This window comes from Sphingomonas sp. 2R-10 (assembly GCF_030062225.1).
In the GTDB taxonomy this organism is placed as follows: domain Bacteria; phylum Pseudomonadota; class Alphaproteobacteria; order Sphingomonadales; family Sphingomonadaceae; genus Sphingomonas.
Map to the genome: position 1 here is coordinate 22,309 of NZ_JASCXF010000038.1, position 15,199 is coordinate 37,507.

Sequence of the window (15,199 nt, forward strand, 5' to 3'; positions counted from 1 at the left end):
ATGGTCCGCATCGTCCTCGCCGCCGCTTCCACGCTCGCGCTCGCCGCATGCGCGGTCGGTCCCGACTATCACCGCCCGGTCGCACCGCACGGCGCGGCTGGCGCGTTCCAGACCACCAGTCCCGCGATCGTGGCCACCGCCTCGGACAACGATCGCTGGTGGCAGCTGTATCGCGATCCCGTACTCGACGGGCTGATCGCCGACGCGCTGGCCGCGAACACCGACATCCGTGTCGCCACCGCGCGACTGGCCCGGGCGCGGGCGTCGCTGCGCGAGGTCCGGGGCGACCGCCAGCCGCAGGGGACCGCCGGCGCCAGTGGGACCTATGGCCGGCTATCGGCGATCCAGCGCCCCCCCGGTCTCGACCGCGAGAACTGGACGATCGATACCGGCCTCGACGTCGCCTATGAAGTCGACCTGTTCGGCCGCATCGGCCGCAATGTCGAGGCGGCGCGCGGCGATGTCGGCGCGGCGCAGGAGGATGCCGACGCCGTCCGCGTCGCAGTAGTCGCCGACACCACCCGAGCCTATGCCGATGCCGCTTCCGCCGCCGAACGGCTGGCGGTGGCGCAACGGATCGTCGCGCTGATCGACCGTTCGCTCAAGGTCACGCAGGGACGCGCACGGGTCGGCCTCATCACCGGGCTCGACACCGCCCGGATCGCGGCGCTGCGCAACCAGCGACAGGCCGACATCCCCGCCATCGCCGCCGAACGGCAGACCGCGCTGTTCCGGCTCGCGACACTGACCGGGCGGACCCCCGCCGAACTGCCGGCCATCGCCGCCCAGCGCAGCGAAACCCTGCGCCTCACCCGGCCGATTCCGGTCGGCGATGGTGCGACCCTGCTGGCGCGCCGTCCGGACGTGCGCGCCGCCGAACGTCGCCTCGCCGCTGCGACCGCCCGCATCGGCGTAGCAACCGCCGATCTCTATCCGCGCATCAGTCTTGGCGGGTCGATCGGGTCGACCGGCACGGGGCTGGGCGACCTGTTCGGTGCCGGTCCGCTCAACTGGCTGCTGGGGCCGCTCATCAGCTGGAACGTCAATCCGGCCAAGGCCCGCGCGCGGATCGCGGGTGCCGAGGCCGACAGCCAGGCGGCGCTGGCGACGTTCGACGGGGTCGTGCTGGGTGCGCTGGGGGAGACCGAAACCGCGCTGTCGAACTACGCCCGCGCCCTCGACCGGCGCACCGCGCTGCAAGCGGCGCGCGATCAGGCTGCGATCGCCGCAAGGATCACCCGCGCGCAACAGCGCGAGGGACAGATCGACAGCCTCGCGCAACTGGATGCCGAGCGGACGTTCGCCGATACCGAAGCCGCACTCGCGCTGAGCGATGCCCAGATCGCGCGGGCGCAGATCGACGTGTTCCGCACGCTGGGCGGCGGATGGGGAAACTGATCGGCTAGCGCAGAAAGCGCAGGTATTCCAGAAAGTTGGCGATCTCGCGCCGGCGCAGCCGTTCCTCCGCGAACTCGCCATCGACGCCGAGACGCCAGCGCAGCGCGCGGCTGTCGGGGGCGTCGTGCAGTGCGGCGATCTCGTCGGCGCGGCTTGTCACGTCGGCTTCGTTGTCGGCAAGGCCCGCCTCGACCAGATCGGCCGCCTGCCCGGCGATGGCGACGGCGATCTCGCGCAGCGCCAGTTCGGGGTGATATTGCACGCCCCAGAATACGCCGCGGTCGAACCGGATCTCCGCCGCCTGCACCCTGGTGACCGTGTTGCTGGCGAGAAGGGTGGCGCCGGGCGGCAGTTCCCAGACCTCGTCGCCATGGATTGCAGGGGCGTCCCAGCTTGATGGGCGGCCCTTTAGCAGCGGGTGGTCGCGGCCGGTCTCGGTCGCGCTGATGCGACGGGCGATACCGGCCTCCATCCGCTCGGGCATCTTCCGGACCCGACCCCCGGCGGCGGCGGCGGCGATCTGCAGCCCGGCGCACGATCCGAAGGACGGGACGCCCGCTGCGAAGACCCGCAGCATGAAATCCAGCTGCCGCCGCACCGGTGGGCCGTCGTCATAGACATGCATCGGCGAGCCGGTCAGGAACACCGCATCATATCCCGCCAACGTCTCGACCGACAGTGGTTCTGCATCCTCGTCGGCCGGGGAGATGATCCGGGTCCCGATCCCCGGCTGCAACTGTTCGAGCGTTGCGGAATAGGTTTCGCCGGAGCTCTTGCCGGCACGCGCGCGCCGCGCCTTGCGTTCTTCGGGCAATTCGCTCTGGGCGATCAGATACTGGGGCACGCATGACTTTCCGCTATGAACGGCCCCAACGCGTGCCGCGGGCGCCCGGTGCCGTGCAAAATCGGACAAGCCGTTCATCGCGCGACATTTCCCTTCGCACGGACCATCCGGCGCGGCGGATCGTTGGCGCGGGATGACGAGCAGGACGGAACCCGATCGGGCGGCGAGGGCAGCATGGCGGCCGCAGCGGCTGCTGGTAACCCGCTCAGCGATGACGTTCGCCCATGGCCGCGCGATCGCCGAGCGTGCCGCTATGCAGGGAGTCGAGGTCGTGGCGCTGACCGGCGATCGCCTGAACCTCGATCTGCCCGACGACCCGCGCCGTGCCTATGCCGCGGCCAAGGCGACGCTGGCGGTCGTCGTTGCGCCGCCGTCGAAGCGTCGGCTGCAACCGATCGCGCCAAGCGCCGACTGGCGCGTCGATCTGGCGGAGGGGTGCCCGGCGCATTGCAGCTATTGCTACCTTGCCGGATCGTTGAAAGGACCGCCGATCACGCGGGTCTATTCCAATCTCGACGAGATACTGGACGGACTGCCCGCCTATCTGGGGCAGGGGGCAGTGACGTCGCGCAACCGCGACCGTTCGCACGAAGGCACGACGTTCGAAGCATCGTGCTACACCGATCCGCTCGGGCTGGAGCCGATGACCGGTTCCCTGTCGGCGACGATCGCGTGGTTCGGACGATGGAAGGCGCCGGCGCAACTCCGCTTCACCAGCAAGTTCGCCGATGTCGCGCCGCTGCTGACGCTGGATCACGGCGGACGCACGCGAATGCGGGCCTCGATCAACCCGCGCGCATTCGCCCGGTTCGAAGGCGGCACCGATCCGGTCGCCGCGCGCCTGGCTGCCTTGGCGCGGATGGCTGGGGCGGGCTATCCGATCGGCCTGACGATCGCGCCGATCATCGCCGCGGACGGATGGCGCGACGCCTATGACGGGTTGCTCGCCGATGCGGCCGCCGCGCTCGCTCCCGTGCCGGGTTGCGACCTGACGATCGAGCTCATCACCCACCGCTTCACCACCGGGTCGAAGGCGGTGCTCGACAACTGGTATCCCGGTTCCGCGCTCGACATGACCGACGCCAACCGCATGACGAATCGCACCAAGTTCGGGACCGAGAAACAGGTGTATGATGCGCCGACGATGCGGTCGTTGCGCGCGTTCTTCGAAGAACGGATCGGTGTGCTGCTGCCGCAGTCGCGGATCCTCTACTGGACATGACGGTGTTCTTCACGGCCGACACCCATTTCGGCGACCACCGTACGATCAATATCCAGCAGCGGCCCTTCGTCACCGTGGCGGCGATGGACGCGCTGCTGGTGGAACGCTGGAACGCCGCCGTCAGGCCGGACGATATCGTGTGGCACCTGGGCGATGTCGCGCGACGACCGGTCGACGTAGCGCCGCTGCTGGCTCGACTGAACGGTACCAAGCACCTGCTGCGCGGCAATAACGACCCCGACGCGACCTTGGCGGCGACCGGGTGGGCAAGCGTCGGTGACTATGCCGAAATCGACCTCGACGGCCATCGTCTGGTCCTGTGCCACTACCCGTTCCGCAGCTGGAACGGGCAGCACAAGCGGGCACTAAACCTGCACGGGCACAGCCATGGCAGCCTCAAACCGATGTTGCGACAGTTCGACGTCGGCGTGGACGTCCACGACTTCGCACCGGTCCGCCTCGACCAGTTGCTCGGGCGCTGCTGAACGATCCCCGAGCAAGATAAATCTCGCCTGAAACCGTTCATGCCAAGCCGGCGCTGCGCTTTTCCAGACGCCTCGACGAGCGCAGCGGCCACTCAGGATGAACGGTTTCGGCTCACGCTATACTGCCCTAATTGCCCTTCGTCCCACCAGCCGCCGCCCCGTCGACAGCGCCTTCGCGGACCTGCGCGGTCGATGCGGCGAGCGCGCCGCCGATCGGCTCGGCGCGGCCGCCCAGACACTTGGCGAGGAAGTTCTCCGCCACCGCGTTGAACGCGATGTTGTTGGCGGGGCGGGCAAAGCCATGGCCTTCGTCAGGGAACACGACATAGGTCACCGCGATGTTGCGCGCCTTCATCGCCGCGACGATCTGGTCGCTTTCGGCGACGTTGACGCGCGGGTCGTTGGCACCCTGACCGATCAGCAGCGGCTTGCGGATCTGATCGGCGTAGGTCAGCGGACTGCGCTCCTTCAGCAGCGCCTGTCCTTCGGGGGTGCCGGGATCGCCCATGCGTCGGTACATCTGTTGCTTGCCGGCTTCCCAATAGGGCGGGATGGTCTTGAGCAGCGTGAACAGGTTCGAAGGCCCGACGATGTCGACGCCGCAGGCGAAGGCGTCGGGGGTCATGGTAAGGCCGGCCAGCGTCGCATAGCCACCGTACGACCCGCCCATGATCGCGATCTTGTCCTTCGTCGTGACGCCGCGCTTCACCGTCCAGTCGACCGCGTCGATCAGGTCGTCGTGCATCTTGCGGCCCCATTGCCGGTCGCCGGCCTGCACGAACTTCTTGCCGAAGCCGGTCGAGCTGCGGAAATTGACCGACAGCACCGCATAGCCGCGATTGGCGAGCCACTGGTGATAGCCGTTGAAGCCATAGCTGTCGCGCGCCCACGGACCGCCATGGACCAGCAACACCATCGGCGTCGCCGCCGTCGCGCCCTTGGGCCGGGTCAGGTAGCTGACCATCGACATGCCGTCGCGGGTCGGAATGTCGACGGCCTCCATCGCGACCAGCGGTGCGCCGACCAGTTCCCTGCGCGGGGTGTAGAGTTCGGTCAGCTTCTTCGCGCGCCGGTCGTACAGCCAGGTCGATGACGGCGCGGTGACGGGATCGAAGGTCACCAGCCATTTGTCGTCGGCGTCGGTGCGGCTGCCGATATAGAATTCGCCCTTGTTCTGCGCCTTCAGGAAGGCGAGGTCGCCCTTCACCGCGTCGCCGACCGGGATATATTCGTTGCGGTGGAAATTGACCGAATAGGCTTCGACGACGCCCGTCCGGGGGTTGGTGAGTCCGCCGCCGACATCGGCGCGGTCGTTGGCGCCGATGGTGGTGAACTTGCCCGTCGCCATGTCCTGCGCCAGCAGCGCGCGGGTATCGCGACCGCGGGCATCGCCCCAGTAGAGCGTCTTGCCATCGGCGGTGAACCCGAGTGGCGAGGTCGACGACGCATCCTCGTAATCGACGCGGGTGAAGGGGGTTGCCTCCACCTTGTTGTCGACCACGCGGTAATAGTCGACGCCGCTGTCGGGCCGCGGTTTCACCGCGATGCGCAGCTTCAGCTGGTCGTCGGACAGGAAGCCGGCATAGCCGTCATTCTGGAACACCGGGGTCAGCTTGCCGGTCGACAGGTTCAGTTCCTGGATATCGTGCCAGCGCGGATCGCGGTTGTTCACGCCGATCAGGATACGGTCCTTGATCGAATCGGACATGCCGACGACCTGCACCGTCGTCTTTTCGAACGGGGTCAGCGCCTTTTGCGCGCCGCTGGCCAGGTCGACGCCGTACAGCAGGAAATTCTCGTCCCCGCCCTTGTCGTTGACGAACAGGATCTGCTTCGAATCGGGTGCCCAGAAGTAGGAGCGGATCGGCCGGACCTTCTCGGCAGTCAGCGGCCGCGCCTCCTGCGGACGGTCGACCGGCGCGACCCATATGTTGAGGACGCCATCGCGCGGCGCGATGAAGCCCAGCCACTTGCCGTCGGGCGACAGCTGGCCGCCGGTGCGGGTCGGGTTGCCGAACAGCTTCGCCCGTTCGATCAGCGGCACCCCGCCGCCCGGCCGGGTGGTCTGGGCGACGGCAGTAACGGCGACCAGCGCCGTTCCCGCGATCGCGACGAGTCGAAGTGTCTTGCGCATGTTGCATCCCCCTGATGTGTGTTACGAAGACAGCACACAACGGCAACGGCGACAAGAGGGCATGACGGCGAGGGCATGACGGCGTCGGAATGGGTTGGCGTTCGCGCGCCACGCGCATAGCGTCGGTCCGCCCGTATTCAGGAATTGCCGTGTCCGACCGCTTCAAGATTCTCGCCCAGCACCTTATGCCGAAACTGCATCTAACCCGGTTTGCCGGTGCCGTCGCGCGGGCGGAATCGCGCGTCGTGACGCCACGGCTGATCCGCTGGTTCGTGCGCCGCTACGGCGTGGACATGACCGAAGCGGCCGATCCGGACCCGGCCGGCTATGCGACCTTCAACGACTTCTTCACCCGCCCGCTTCGCGACGGCGCGCGTCCGACCGCCGATGCGGCGTTCGTCTCGCCGGTCGACGGCGCGATCAGCCAGTGCGGGGCGATCGAGGATGGCCGGATCGTGCAGGCGAAAGGGCATCGCTTCACCACGACCGAACTGGTCGGTGGCGACGCGGCGCTGGCGGAGGATTTCCGCCACGGATCGTTCGCGAACCTGTATCTGTCGCCGCGCGATTATCACCGGCTGCACATGCCGTGCACCGGGCGGCTGGTGCGGATGATCCATGTACCGGGCAGCCTGTATTCGGTGAACCCGGTGACGGCGCGCGGCGTCCCGAATCTGTTCGCACGCAACGAGCGGGTCGTGTGCGTGTTTGACTCCGGGGAGCATGGCACGTTCGTCATGGTGCTGGTCGGGGCCACGATCGTCGGCAGCATGGCGACCGTCTGGCACGGCGTCGTCAATCCGAAGCGAACCGGGCGGATCGCCGAATGGCACTATGCCGATCGCGACATCGTGCTGCGGCAGGGGGAGGAGATGGGTCGTTTCCTGCTCGGCTCGACGATCGTCATGCTGCTCCGTCCGGACACGATCGCGTTCGACCCGGCATGGGTCGCGGAACGGCCGGTGCGGCTGGGCGAGCGGATGGGCGACCGGATCGGCCAGAGTTTGATCCATCCCTGTTGAAACGGGCGTCATCCCGGCGAAGGCCGGGATCTCCCGGTGGTAGCGCGCAGCAGGAGCCGATGGAGACCCCAGCCTACGCTGGAGTGACGGTTCCATACGGTTGGATCAGACTCTAGAAGGGGCTTGTCATCCGGCATGATGTTTCGGGAGTTGAGGCATGAAATTGTGGGCAAATATCGCGGCGCTGGCGATCGCCGCGGCCGGCGCGGGGATTGCCGACGCGCGGCCGGCGAAGCACGACACGATGCAGGTTCGCGGACGCCACCTTTACACCGCCGCGGGCGAGCGCGTCGTGCTGCGCGGCGTGAACGAGATGTTCGCCCCGTCGAGCGACCCGACCGGCACATGGACCATGGCGGAAATCGCGAAGACCGGTGCCAATACCGTGCGCATCTTCACGATGCCCGACTATCCCGCCGACAAGCTCGACGCGATCCTCGGCAACGCCGTCCGCAACGGATTGATCCCGATCGCCGAATGCCATGCCGCGACGGGCAAGTGGGGGAAGCTGGGCGACTGTGTCGCCTATTGGACGCGACCCGATATCGCGGCGGTCATCCGCAAGCATCGCCGCTGGGTGCTGGTCAACATCGCCAACGAGGCCGGCAAGATCGTCCCGCGCGACACCTTCGTCGCCGCCTATGTCGACGCCATCGGCCGTATCCGCGCGACCGGGATCGACGTGCCGCTGGTGATCGACGGATCGGACTGGGGCAAGGAATATGCGATGCTGCTCGACAGCTGGCGCACGTTCGACCGTGCCGATCCGGCCCATGCGATCATCGTATCGGCACACAGCTATTGGGCGGGGACCGAGGAGGAGCGCAAGGCACCGTACCGCGCGATCATCGCCCGCGTGCTGCGCGACGACATCCCGTTCCTGCTGGGTGAGGGGCCGACCGCGACCGGATGGGACTGCAAGCCGTCGCCCTACCAATGGGCGATGACCGAGCTGGACAAGGCCGATATCGGCTGGCTCGCGTGGTCGTGGGGACTGGTGCCGAACGGCGACTGTCGCGACGCCAACAGCTACGACATTACCGATGGTGGCCGTTTCGGGCGGTGGAAGGCGCCCTCGGGCAATGTGCTGATGGTCAGCCACCCCGCCAGCATCCGCAACACGTCGCGGCGGCCCTGTTCGATCGCCAATGCCGGGCGCGATTGCGTCCGGGCGGGCGAGGATTGAAGGCGAGGCGGATGACGAACCTCCTCGTCACCGCGGACCTGTTCGAGGCCTCTGCAGAAGTCTCGAACAGAACCAACGCCTCGCCGTACCCCGGCGAGGGCCGGGTCCAGTTGGAAAGGCTGTTCCGCATCTTGCCAATGCCCCCCAACTAGGCCCCGGCCTTCGCCGGGGTACGGATGGAGGGTTTTCGCAGAGGTTTCGATCAAGTCCGGGGTGACGGGGCAGGGGGCTCGTAGTCGGACGTGACCGACCCGTCTTCCTATCGCGCCCCTACCGTGACCGCGCGGCCGGCGCGGCGGCCATCGGCGGACCGGCTGCGGACCTGCACCGGCCCCGTCACCGCGACCGGCCGCGTGTATGCCTGCCAATCCCCCGCACCGACGCGATATTCCAGCGGAACGCCCGGCAGTTCGCTGTTCATCTCCAGCCGACCGCCGACGATGCGCGCGCCGGGCGGGGTGATGCGATAGGCGATGCCGCTCCGATCGAGCCGGCGCAGCGCCGCGGTCGCGCGGCCGGCATATTCCGTCCACGCCGCGTCGATCGCGCGGACGTCGACCTTGCCATCGCCCATCGCATAGCTGGTGCCCGGTACATAGGCCGGTTCCCATTCCGGCCGCCGCCATGCGCGTTCGGCAAAGGCCAGCAGGCGGGGAAACAGCATGTAATCGACCTGTTCGTCACTGCGGACGGTTTCGCTCCACAGCTGCGCCTGAATGCCGTCGACGCCGCGCCCCGCCGCCATCGGCGCGGTGTCGACCACCGGCACCGGCTGGTTCAGGATGTTGCCGCGGATCGATGCGTTGGCGGGCAGGTTGCCGGGCATGAAGGCGAACGCCTTCCACGCATCGATCTCGCGCGTGCCCCAGTCATAGCCGCGCTCGTCGGGGTCGACCGCGTTGGGCATGTCGAGATAAGCGAAGTCGGGCATCGACAGCACGACCCGCCAGCCGCGGTTCGCCTGGTTGTGCGCCTCGGCGACGCCGCCGGTGTGCAGCCCGCCCCAGATGTTGGTCTGCACCGCGGCGGGCATGCGACCGGTCGCGGTATGGCCCATGCCGTCGCTCCAGCCGGCGACGCGGATGTTCTTGGCGGCGAGACTGGTGGCGACGCGTTCGATGAAATGCGCGCCGAGTTGGGTGGGCTTCAGTCCGGTGCGCGCCATCATCGCCTGGCACGCCGGCGATTGTGACCACGCGCCCGCCGTCTCGTCCGCGCCGATATGATAGGTCTGGAGCGGCATGCCCGCGCGGCGATGCAGCGCCCGGACCTCGTCGATCACCGTGTCGAGGAAGCGATAGGTAGGTTCGATGCAGACGTTCAGCGTGTTGTCGTCGTAATTCTGGATGCTACGATAGGCGGTGGTGTCGCCCGGTTCGACCAGGCGGTAGCGTTCGGCATCGGCGCGGCGGCCGGCAGCCGTCAGCCGGTTGTAGCGGACCTCCATCGACCGGATCGCGGCGCGCGAATGGCCGGGCATGTCGAACGACGGGATGACCTCGATCCCGCGTGCCTTCGCCGCGGCGAGGATTTCCAGATAATCGGCCTGCGTCAGATAGCCGTTGGTCGGCGCGTCGCGCGCCGGATCGGCGCCCAGTTGCGGTTGCAGGCAGGTCCGCTCGGTCGTGTCGAGGCAGCGCCAAGCGCCGACCCCGGTCAGTTCGGGCAGCTTGCGGATCTGCAGCCGCCAGCCTTCGTCGTCGCCCAGATGCAGATGCAGCTTGTTCAGCTTGTAGGCCGAGGCCTGTTCGACCAGCGAAAGCAGCTTGGCCTTGCTGTGGAAATTGCGCGCGACGTCGATGTGCAGCCCGCGAAAGGCGTAGCGTGGCGCGTCCTCGACCGACAGCGGGCGGAGGCGGAAGGATTCGCTCGCCGCCTGCTGCGCCAGCGACCGCAGCGCGTGGTTGGCACCCGCGGCACCGGCGGCGGCGATGCGCACGCGGCCGTCGCCGACGGTCAGGCGATAGGCTTCGCTCGACAGGTCGGACGCACGCACGATCTCGACCGGCGTGCCGTTCGCCGCGCGGGGTACGCCGATGGCCGCGACGGCGGCGTCGATCGAACGCGCGTCGATGCCGGTCACCGACAGGCGGATACCGCGCGACAGGTCGGCGCCAGTGCCCTGCGGCCGGGTCGCGCGCACGGGCCTCGGCAAGATCACAATATCGGCGGCAAGCGCCGGGCCGCGTGCGGCATAGCGGTCGAACGCGCGCGGCGGGGTCAGCCATGTCGTGCGGTCGCCGGGAACCGACGTCGCCAGCTTCGCCTCGTCCGTCAGCGCGGGGACGAACGGGAGCGTTTCCAGCCCAGTTTCCGCCGAACGAAGCGGGCGGGTGGCGGCGATGACCCGCGGGGTCAGGCCGGGTGCCGCGACCGAGGCGTTGGGCATGGCGTAGTAGCGCGAGAAGAAATGGCCGGTGCCGACGATCCCGATGCGATAGCGCTGTCCGGCCTGCAACCGCCGGCCGGGCTTCAAATGCAACCGGTGGAGGTCGCCGTTGACCAGCCGGTCGTCGAACACCTCGCTTTCGATGCGCAGGACGCGGCCGACGAAACCGTACTGGATCGTCAGGTCGTTCGGGATCGCACCGATCCCGGCGGGCACGACCAGTTCGATCTCCGACCGGAAGCAGGCGCCGGTTCCGGGACAGTCGGCCGGACGGTTGTCGAGGATCGTGAAGCGATAGCCGAGAGATGCGGCGATCCGGTCGAGATCGGCCTGTACCGGCGCCGGCGGCGTCTGCGCCGGAGCGGTTGCGGCAGCACTCAGCGCAATTCCCATCAGCATGTGGCGCATCGTGCGTTCCCCTTGTCGTCGTGTCCGGCCGGCACCGACCCGGTCGGATGCCGGCTTATGCCATGTTCGTCAGGCACCTATGCCAAGCATTGCGCGCGGCGTCGAGCAACCGGTACGAAGGGGCACAGGGCGCGAAGGGGGGGAAGGGCATGACGACGACCACAGGGACGCCGGCGGGGCGGCTGGCATCGCTCGACGTGCTGCGCGGGCTGACCGTCATGGGGATGATCCTCGTCAATTCGGCGGCGGGCATCTTCTATGGCCATAAGGTGCCGGTGTTCGGCACGCTGCTCCATGCGTCGTGGGACGGGCTGACGCTGGCCGATACGGTGTTCCCCGCGTTCCTGATGATGGTCGGCGTCGCGATCCCGATGGCGCAGCGGCGGGGCGGCAACGGCCGTCCGGTCGCCGCCGCCGGACCGATCGTGGCGCGGGCGCTGCGGCTGTTCGTGCTGGGGTTCCTGCTGTCCAACCTCTACTGGTTCGCCGACTTCGACGTCGGGGCCTGGCGGCTCTGGGGCGTCCTGCAACGCATCGGGCTGGTCTATGGCGCGTGTGCGCTGCTCTACCTCCATACCGGGCAGCGGGCACGGATCGGGATCGTCGTTGCCGTGCTGGTGCTGTACTGGCCGCTGCTGCTGATGCCGGCGATCGACGGGCTGCCGAACGACCTTTGGGCACGCGGCCACACCTTCGTCGCGTCGGTCGACCGCTGGCTGCTGGGGGCGGGCAACCATAATTACGTCACCGGTGCGGAAGGCTATGATCCCGAAGGGTTCCTCAGCACCCTGCCGGCGATCGCGCACGGGCTGATCGGGGTGTGCATCGGCGATTACCTGCGCCGCGAACGGGGCCGGACGGCGGGGCGTATGCTCGCGCTGGCGGGGGTGGCGATGGTCGCGGCGGGGCTGGCGTGGAACCCGTTCCTGCCGATCATCAAGGACATGTGGTCGAGCAGCTTCGTGCTGGTCACCTGCGGGCTCACGACGGTAGCGCTGGCCGTCCTGCACCTCGCCATCGACGGCCGCGCGACCCCGCCGTCATGGCCGTGGACGATCGCCACCGCGTTCGGGATCAACGCCATCGCCGCCTATGTACTGCACATGGTCACCGGCAACATGGTCGGCTGGGACCTGTTCTTCGCGACCTATGCCGCGACCGCGACGGTCGTGTCGCCAGCGGTCGCGGCGCTGGTGCCGATCCTGCTGTACATGGCGCTGCTATGGGCGTGCGTCGCGTGGCTGGCGCGCCGGGGCTGGATCGTGAAGATCTGAGCCGTGGCCCGCAAGAAGCGCATCCTGACCGCGACGATGGCCGATGGCTGGGTCAAGACGATCGGCCCGACCACCGCGCCGTTCACCCATTTCTGGCGGATCGTCGCCGTCCTGGAAAATGGCCGGACCGAGGTGTTCTGGGGCCATGTCGCGTCGCTGAAGGAAGCCACCGGCAAGAAGGCCGCGACGGCGGAAGCCGCACGCCAGCGCGGCTGGAAAAGCTACGCCTTCGAGGTCGTGCCGCTGGAGGAAGGGCAGGGGCATTGATCCGCCGGTCCGGCGGGTGCATCAGTCACGCCGGATACTAGTTGATCGGACCGACCATGCGCCTTCTCGCCACCACCGCCACCGTCACGATGCTGCTGATGTCGACCACCATCGTCGCCCGGAACCCGGCACAGACGGCCGCCACCGCCGCGCCGCTGCCGGCGTCCAATCCCTTTGCGCGTCCCAGCACGCTGCCGTTCGGCGCGCCGCAGTTCGACCGGATCAAGAGCACCGACTATGCCCCCGCGCTGATCGCCGGCATGGCCGAACAGCGGGCGGAGATCAACGCGATCACCCGCGCCCGCAGCGCGCCGACGTTCGACAACACGATCGCCGCGATGGAACGCTCGGGCCGGCTGCTCGAACGCGCCAGCCTGGCCTTCTACGCGGTGGTCGGTGCCAATACCGACGACACGCTGCAAAAGACGCAGGCCGATCTGGCCCCGGCGTTCGCCGCGCACCAGGACGCGATCAACCTCGATCCCGCGCTCTTCGCGCGGGTCAGGACGCTATACGACCAGCGCCAGTCGCTGCGGCTGACGCCGGAACAGTTGCAGGTCCTGACGCTCACCTACCAGAACATGGTCCGCGCCGGGGCGCAGCTGTCGCCCGCCGACAAGGTGACACTGAGCGGCTATAACAGCCAGCTCTCGACGCTGGAGACCGCGTTCCAGCAGAAGCTGCTCGCCGCCGCCAAGGCCGGCGCGCTGGTGATCGACGACAAGGCGAAGCTGGCCGGCCTGTCGGAGGGCGAGATCGCCGCCGCCGCCGATGCCGCCAAGGCGCGCGGCCTGACCGGCAAGTACGTCCTGACGCTCCAGAACACGACGCAGCAGCCCGAACTCGCGACGCTGAAGGACCGTGCGACGCGCGAGGCGCTGTTCAACGCCAGCTGGACCCGCGCGACGAAGGGCGACGCCAACGACACGCGCGACACGATCGCGCAGATCGCGCTGCTGCGGGCGCAGAAGGCGAAGCTGCTCGGCTTCCCGACCTGGGCCGATTACGTGTTGCAGGACCAGATGGCGAAGATCCCGAAGACCGCGCTCGGCTTCATGCAGCAGCTCGGCACGCCGGTCGCCGCCGAACAGCGCCGCGAGGCGGCCGAACTACAGGCGCAGATCAAGGCGACCGGCGGCGATTTCCAGCTCAAGCCGTGGGACTGGGATTATTATTCCGAACAGGTCCGCAAGGCGAAGTACGACCTCAACCAGGATGAGCTGAAGCCGTATTTCGAGGTCAACAAGGTGCTGACCGATGGCGTATTTCATGCGGCGACGCTGCTCTACGGCATCACCTTCAAGCGCCGTACCGACCTGCCGGTCTATCAGCCCGACGTCATGGTATACGAGGTGAACGAGGCGGACGGCACGCCGATCGGCCTGATGTATTTCGATTTCTGGAAGCGCGACAACAAGAATGGCGGCGCGTGGATGTCGAACTTCGTCAACCAGTCGAAGCTGCTCGGCACCAAGCCGGTGATATACAACGTGTCGAACTTTACCAAGCCGTCGGCGGGACAGCCGGCGCTCATCAGCTTCGACGACGTGACCACGATGTTCCACGAATTCGGCCATGCGCTGCACGGGCTGTTCGCGAACCAGACCTATCCGAGCGTGTCGGGCACCAACACCGCGCGCGATTTCGTCGAGTTTCCGTCGCAGTTCAACGAACACTGGGCGCTCGATCCGAAGGTGCTGCCGAACTATGCGGTGAATTACCGCACGAAGCAGGTCATTCCGAAGGCGCTGGTCGACAAGATCAAGCGTGCCGGCACGTTCAATTCGGGCTATTCGTTCGGCGAGGCGCTGGCCGCCGCCGAGATGGACATGAGCTGGCATTCGCTGACCGCGGCGCAGGGCAAGCAGAATGCCGATGCGTTCGAGGCGAAGGCGCTGGCCGCAACCGGCCTCGACGTCGCCGACGTGCCGCCGCGCTACCGGTCGAGCTATTTCCTGCACATCTGGGGCAATGGCTATTCGGCTGGATATTACGCGTACAGCTGGACGAAGATGCTGAGCGCCAACGCATTCAACTGGTTTGAAAAGAATGGCGGCATGACCCGCGCCAACGGCCAGCGCTTTCGCGAAATGATCCTGTCGAAGGGGCATACCGAGGAGTACGCGCCGATGTTCCGCAACTTCAACGGCGCCGATCCGCAGGTCGGACCGCTGCTCAGGGACCTCGGCCTGAACGCCGACGGATCGCGGGTTACGACGGCGGCGAAGTAGATCGGATACGACCTTCATTGGCATGCCGTCACCCCAGGCTTCACCCGGAGTGACGGACGTGGCGGATCGTTCCCCCTGGCTGTTTGATCCATCCGTATGGAAACGTCACCCCAGCGCAGGCTGGGGTCTCCATCGGTTCCTGCTGCACGCTGTCACAGGGAGATCCCAGCCTTCGGCGGGATGACGCCCGTTCCAATAGGCATGGATCAAACTCTAAGAGCCCGACTCATAATTCGAGCTTTGCGATACGGCGGGTCATTCGCCTGATGGATGCGATGATGAGCCATGCTTCTGACGAGGCGATGGAAGCCTCCCAGTCCTTGGCGAGGCGTCGGCATC

General features: G+C 67.6%; 12 protein-coding genes and 1 pseudogene. 9 read left to right on the top strand and 4 right to left on the bottom strand.

Annotated features, from left to right (window positions below; all coding sequences use genetic code 11):
• The gene (locus QLH51_RS15925) at nucleotides 1–1,398 is read left to right on the top strand and encodes an efflux transporter outer membrane subunit (protein WP_125655678.1); all 1,398 of its coding nucleotides are present in this window, start codon (nucleotides 1–3) and stop codon (nucleotides 1,396–1,398) included.
• A 4-nt stretch (nucleotides 1,399–1,402) separates the two neighbouring features.
• Here the strand turns inward: QLH51_RS15925 and QLH51_RS15930 are convergent, their stop codons facing one another.
• Nucleotides 1,403–2,242, bottom strand: coding sequence for a type 1 glutamine amidotransferase (locus QLH51_RS15930; protein ID WP_125655676.1), 840 nt, complete (start codon nucleotides 2,240–2,242; stop codon nucleotides 1,403–1,405).
• Nucleotides 2,243–2,375: 133 nt separating this feature from the next.
• Here QLH51_RS15930 and QLH51_RS15935 point away from each other — a divergent pair, with 133 nt between their 5' ends.
• Both QLH51_RS15935 and QLH51_RS15940 read left to right on the top strand, forming a co-directional pair.
• A complete protein-coding gene (locus QLH51_RS15935) occupies nucleotides 2,376–3,464 on the top strand; it encodes an SPL family radical SAM protein (RefSeq protein ID WP_125655674.1) in 1,089 nt (362 codons plus the stop codon).
• Complete coding sequence (locus tag QLH51_RS15940) at nucleotides 3,461–3,949, top strand: metallophosphoesterase family protein (protein WP_125655672.1); 489 nt, start codon at nucleotides 3,461–3,463, stop codon at nucleotides 3,947–3,949. Before QLH51_RS15935 ends, QLH51_RS15940 begins: the two co-directional genes overlap by 4 nt.
• A gap of 127 nt (nucleotides 3,950–4,076) precedes the next feature.
• Here the strand turns inward: QLH51_RS15940 and QLH51_RS15945 are convergent, their stop codons facing one another.
• On the bottom strand, nucleotides 4,077–6,083 hold the full coding sequence (locus QLH51_RS15945) for a S9 family peptidase (RefSeq protein WP_125655670.1): 2,007 nt from the start codon (nucleotides 6,081–6,083) through the stop codon (nucleotides 4,077–4,079).
• A 149-nt stretch (nucleotides 6,084–6,232) separates the two neighbouring features.
• Between QLH51_RS15945 and asd the strand changes: the two genes are divergently transcribed.
• The 3 genes from asd (at nucleotide 6,233) to QLH51_RS15960 (ending at nucleotide 8,443) form a co-directional block, all read left to right on the top strand.
• The gene (asd, locus tag QLH51_RS15950) at nucleotides 6,233–7,105 is read left to right on the top strand and encodes an archaetidylserine decarboxylase (RefSeq protein WP_125655668.1); all 873 of its coding nucleotides are present in this window, start codon (nucleotides 6,233–6,235) and stop codon (nucleotides 7,103–7,105) included.
• A 157-nt stretch (nucleotides 7,106–7,262) separates the two neighbouring features.
• Complete coding sequence (locus QLH51_RS15955; protein WP_125655666.1) at nucleotides 7,263–8,291, top strand: cellulase family glycosylhydrolase; 1,029 nt, start codon at nucleotides 7,263–7,265, stop codon at nucleotides 8,289–8,291.
• Nucleotides 8,292–8,302: 11 nt separating this feature from the next.
• Entirely contained in the window at nucleotides 8,303–8,443 is a 141-nt protein-coding gene (locus QLH51_RS15960) for a hypothetical protein (RefSeq protein WP_283514637.1), read from the top strand.
• 107 nt (nucleotides 8,444–8,550) lie between these two features.
• On the opposite strand, the gene QLH51_RS15965 is transcribed toward QLH51_RS15960, so the two are convergent.
• A complete protein-coding gene (locus QLH51_RS15965) occupies nucleotides 8,551–11,088 on the bottom strand; it encodes a family 20 glycosylhydrolase (RefSeq protein WP_206428886.1) in 2,538 nt (845 codons plus the stop codon).
• A 149-nt stretch (nucleotides 11,089–11,237) separates the two neighbouring features.
• Between QLH51_RS15965 and QLH51_RS15970 the strand changes: the two genes are divergently transcribed.
• From QLH51_RS15970 to QLH51_RS15980, 3 genes are read left to right on the top strand one after another with little or no spacing between them, the layout of a single operon-like run.
• On the top strand, nucleotides 11,238–12,362 hold the full coding sequence (locus QLH51_RS15970; RefSeq protein ID WP_125655664.1) for an acyltransferase family protein: 1,125 nt from the start codon (nucleotides 11,238–11,240) through the stop codon (nucleotides 12,360–12,362).
• Between the two features lie 3 nt (nucleotides 12,363–12,365).
• Nucleotides 12,366–12,629 (top strand): hypothetical protein, encoded by a 264-nt coding sequence (locus tag QLH51_RS15975; protein ID WP_125655662.1) that lies wholly within the window; start codon nucleotides 12,366–12,368, stop codon nucleotides 12,627–12,629.
• A gap of 56 nt (nucleotides 12,630–12,685) precedes the next feature.
• Nucleotides 12,686–14,860 (top strand): M3 family metallopeptidase, encoded by a 2,175-nt coding sequence (locus QLH51_RS15980; protein ID WP_125655660.1) that lies wholly within the window; start codon nucleotides 12,686–12,688, stop codon nucleotides 14,858–14,860.
• A 226-nt stretch (nucleotides 14,861–15,086) separates the two neighbouring features.
• Here QLH51_RS15980 and QLH51_RS15985 read toward each other — a convergent pair.
• A pseudogene (locus QLH51_RS15985) lies at nucleotides 15,087–15,199 on the bottom strand (IS5/IS1182 family transposase); the annotation flags it as partial.

Bases quoted from the DNA above. Each gene is read 5' to 3' on its own strand.
- QLH51_RS15935 (WP_125655674.1), top strand. From the start codon at position 2,376: ATGACGAGCAGGACGGAACCCGATCGGGCGGCGAGGGCAGCATGGCGG.
- QLH51_RS15925 (WP_125655678.1), top strand. From the start codon at position 1: ATGGTCCGCATCGTCCTCGCCGCCGCTTCCACGCTCGCGCTCGCCGCA.
- QLH51_RS15980 (WP_125655660.1), top strand. From the start codon at position 12,686: ATGCGCCTTCTCGCCACCACCGCCACCGTCACGATGCTGCTGATGTCG.
- QLH51_RS15955 (WP_125655666.1), top strand. From the start codon at position 7,263: ATGAAATTGTGGGCAAATATCGCGGCGCTGGCGATCGCCGCGGCCGGC.
- QLH51_RS15940 (WP_125655672.1), top strand. From the start codon at position 3,461: ATGACGGTGTTCTTCACGGCCGACACCCATTTCGGCGACCACCGTACG.
- QLH51_RS15970 (WP_125655664.1), top strand. From the start codon at position 11,238: ATGACGACGACCACAGGGACGCCGGCGGGGCGGCTGGCATCGCTCGAC.
- QLH51_RS15965 (WP_206428886.1), bottom strand. From the start codon at position 11,088: ATGCGCCACATGCTGATGGGAATTGCGCTGAGTGCTGCCGCAACCGCT.
- QLH51_RS15945 (WP_125655670.1), bottom strand. From the start codon at position 6,083: ATGCGCAAGACACTTCGACTCGTCGCGATCGCGGGAACGGCGCTGGTC.
- QLH51_RS15960 (WP_283514637.1), top strand. From the start codon at position 8,303: ATGACGAACCTCCTCGTCACCGCGGACCTGTTCGAGGCCTCTGCAGAA.